3 protein-coding genes are annotated in these 3,366 nt (G+C 66.6%); all 3 read left to right on the top strand.

Translation table 11 applies throughout. The features are described 5' to 3' along the window. Positions 1 to 1,208: polyamine ABC transporter substrate-binding protein (locus FRW57_RS19180; RefSeq protein ID WP_203230421.1), on the top strand; the 1,208-nt coding region annotated here is incomplete at its 5' end. A gap of 17 nt (positions 1,209 to 1,225) precedes the next feature. Next, the gene (locus FRW57_RS19175; protein ID WP_137119975.1) at positions 1,226 to 2,407 is read left to right on the top strand and encodes an ABC transporter ATP-binding protein; all 1,182 of its coding nucleotides are present in this window, start codon (positions 1,226 to 1,228) and stop codon (positions 2,405 to 2,407) included. After that, on the top strand, positions 2,407 to 3,273 hold the full coding sequence (locus tag FRW57_RS19170; protein ID WP_137119974.1) for an ABC transporter permease: 867 nt from the start codon (positions 2,407 to 2,409) through the stop codon (positions 3,271 to 3,273). The genes FRW57_RS19175 and FRW57_RS19170 overlap by 1 nt, the downstream gene beginning before the upstream one ends. The last annotated feature ends 93 nt before the right edge of the window (positions 3,274 to 3,366 follow it).

Genomic DNA, 3,366 nt, shown 5'->3' with positions numbered 1-3,366 from the left:
TGCTGTCGGCGTGCGGCGTGAGCGGTCAGGCGCCGGCGAGCGACGAGACCGGAGGCACGGGAGGCACGGGGGCCACCGGTGGCACGGGCGGCACGGGTGGCGCGACGGCCGGTGAGGACGCGGTCACGAAGTACTGGTCCGGCAAGAAGAAGACCGGAAAGCTCACCTGGGCCAACTGGCCGCTCTACCTCGACACCGCCGAAGGCAACAAGGGCAAGCACCCCTCGCTCGAGCTGTTCGAGAAGCGGACCGGCATCAAGGTGGCCTATCGCGAGGACATCCAGGACAACCCCTCCTTCTTCGCCAAGATCCGTCCGACCCTCGCCGCGGGGCAGAGCACCGGCTACGACATCGCGGTGATCTCCGACGGGCAGGTCCTCAGCCGGATGATCCAGCTCGGCTACCTGGTGCCTCTCGACCACGACCGGCTGCCCAACTTCGCCAAGTACGCGGGCGCGAAGTACAAGGACCCGACCTACGACCCGGGCAACACCTACACCATTCCCTACCAGGCGGGTTTCAGCGGACTCGCCTACAACCCCGCCAAGACGAGGCGCAAGATCACCAGTTTCGACGATCTGCTGGATCCCGCCTTCAAGGGCAAGATCGGCATGTTCGGTGACGCCGAGGAGCTCGGCAACGCCGCCATGTTCGCGCTCGGCATCGACGCGAAGACCTCGACCGAGGACGACTGGAAGAAGGCCGCCGAGTGGCTGGAGAAGGTCAAGCCCAACGTCCGCAAGTTCTATGAGCAGGACTACGTCGAGGCGCTGGCCAACGGGGACATCTGGGTGTGCCAGGCATGGTCGGGCGACATCTTCCAGAGCAACCTGTCCGGGACCAAGCTGGAGTTCGTGATCCCGAAGGAGGGCGCCCTGCTGTGGACCGACAACTTCCTGATCCTCAAGTATGCCGAGAACCCGGTCGACGCCCTGATGCTGATGGACTTCTACTACGAGCCCAAGGTCGCCGCCATGGTGGCCGAGTGGGTCAACTACATCACCCCTGTGCCCTCGGCCAAGGACATCGTGCTCGCCGACGCGAAGAAGTCGAAGGGCGATGACGCGACATACCTGCGCGACCTCGCCAAGAGCTACGCGGTCTTCCCCAGCGACAAGACCTATGGCCAGGTGTCCACCGGGCGCACGCTGAAGCTGGACGAGATCGACGCGTTCAACGCGGTCTTCGATCCGATCTTCCAGTCCTGACCTGTGGAGAGCGCCTGATGGAGACACCGGCCACCCAACACGCCCCGGGAGCGGCGAGGCCCTCCGCCTCGAGACCGTCCGCGGCGATCGAGCTGGCCGGGGTGGGCAAGACCTACGCCGCGCGACGAGGTGAAGGCTTCCGCGCGGTCGAGCGACTCGACCTGACCATCGAGTCGGGAGAGTTCTTCTCACTGTTGGGGCCGTCCGGCTGCGGCAAGACGACGACGCTTCGGATGATCGCCGGGTTCGAGGAGCCGACCGAGGGCGCCGTCCTGCTCTACGGCCGCGACGTCACGGACACCCCGCCGAACAAGCGGGACGTCAACATGGTGTTCCAGAGCTACGCGCTGTTTCCCCACATGGACATCTTCGCCAACGTCGCGTTCGGCCTGCGCCGGCACAAGGTCCCGAAGCCCGAGATCGCCGAACGTGTCCGGGAGACCCTGGAGCTGGTGGAGCTCACCGGCATGGAACAGCGCCGACCCTCGCAGATGTCCGGTGGCCAGCGGCAGCGCGTGGCGCTGGCCCGAGCGCTGGTCAACCGCCCCCGGGCGCTGCTGCTCGACGAACCCCTGGGCGCCCTCGACCTCAAGCTGCGCCAGTCGATGCAGATCGAGCTCAAGCGGATCCAGCAGGAGGTGGGCATCACCTTCGTCTACGTGACCCATGACCAGGGCGAGGCCCTGACCATGTCAGACCGGGTCGCCGTGATGAACGCCGGCCGGATCGAGCAGCTCGGGACGCCACGCGAGATCTATGAACAGCCGGCGACCCGCTTCACGGCCGGCTTCATCGGCACCTCCAACATCCTCACCGGCCGGGTCGCCAGGATGGTGGATGGTATGGCGTTGCTCGACTTCGGCGCGGACGGACGCGTCCTGGTCGCGGCGCCGGACGCGTCACCGGGAGATGCGCTCGAGCTCACCGTGCGGCCCGAGAAGATCGAGCTGGCGGCCCGGGCACCGGACCAGGGCTGCTCGTTGAGGGGGACCATCAAGGCGGTCGTCTACCAAGGGACGTCCACCAGCTACACCGTGACCACCGCCACCGGAGCCGACGTGGTGGTCTTCCTGCAGAACGCCGCGAGCTCCGAGAGCGCCGCGGCGCAGGGGCAGGCCGTCTGGCTGACCTGGCGGGTCGAGCACTCCTACGCGTTGACCGGCGAACCGCACCACGCGGCACCGGTGTCGAGGCCCTGATGGGGCGCCGGCTGAGGGCGACGCTCACGCCATACGCGTTGATCCTGCCCGGTGGCCTCTGGATCGCGATCTTCTTCGTCGTCCCCATCGTGGCGATGTTGAGCATCTCGACCATGAGCGGGAACCTGATCAGCGGCTTCTCGCAGACTTTCGACGTGGGCAACTACGCCGACATGCTGTCCGCCTACCACTCGCAGTTCTTCAGGTCGGTTGTCTACGGTGTCATCACGACGGTCGCCACGATCATCATCAGCTACCCGATGGCCTACTGGATCTCGTTCCACGGCGGCAACCGCAAGGCGGTCTACCTCTTCCTGCTGCTCCTGCCGTTCTTCGTGACCTTCGTGCTGCGCACGCTCGCGTGGAAGTTCCTCCTGTCCGACGACGGCCTCCTGCTCGGGCCGTTGCGCGACCTGGGCCTGTTGCCAGGCGACTTCCACGTGCTCGCAACAAGTTTCGCGGTGATCGCGAGCCTGACCTACTACTCGGTGCCCTTCATGGTGCTGCCGATCTACGTCGGGCTGGAGCGGATCAACCGCGAGGTGCTGGAAGCGTCGAGCGACCTGTTCGCCAGCAAGACGCAGACGTTCCTGCGGGTGGTGCTGCCGCTGTCGATCCCGGGGGTCTTCGCCGGCGTGCTGCTGACCTTCGTGCCGGTGACCTCCGACTACATCAGCGCCTCCATCCTCGGCGGCACCGGCCAGGTGATGATCGGCAACATCATCCAGACTCTCTACATCTCCAACAGCCAGTATCCCCAGGCTGCTGCGCTCTCGTTCGTGCTCATGGCGGCCCTGCTGATCGGCATCTTCGCCTACGCCAAGGCGCTCGGCACCGAGGACGTCATGGAGGTGAGCGCCGGATGACCGCCGCGACGGCCGAGCGCACGCGCGGCGAGGACCCGGCCGCCGAGCCGCGTCCGAGTCGCAGGCCCCGGGGCAAGGGCCGCCTCCTACGCG

Source organism: Segeticoccus rhizosphaerae (assembly GCF_009192725.1).
Lineage (GTDB): Bacteria > Actinomycetota > Actinomycetes > Actinomycetales > Dermatophilaceae > Segeticoccus > Segeticoccus rhizosphaerae.
The sequence above is the reverse complement of the archived record's forward strand: the minus strand, read 5'-3'. Positions and strand labels throughout refer to the sequence as shown.

Coding starts and splice junctions, on each gene's coding strand:
- FRW57_RS19175 (WP_137119975.1), top strand. CDS start 1,226: ATGGAGACACCGGCCACCCAACACGCCCCGGGAGCGGCGAGGCCCTCC.
- FRW57_RS19170 (WP_137119974.1), top strand. CDS start 2,407: ATGGGGCGCCGGCTGAGGGCGACGCTCACGCCATACGCGTTGATCCTG.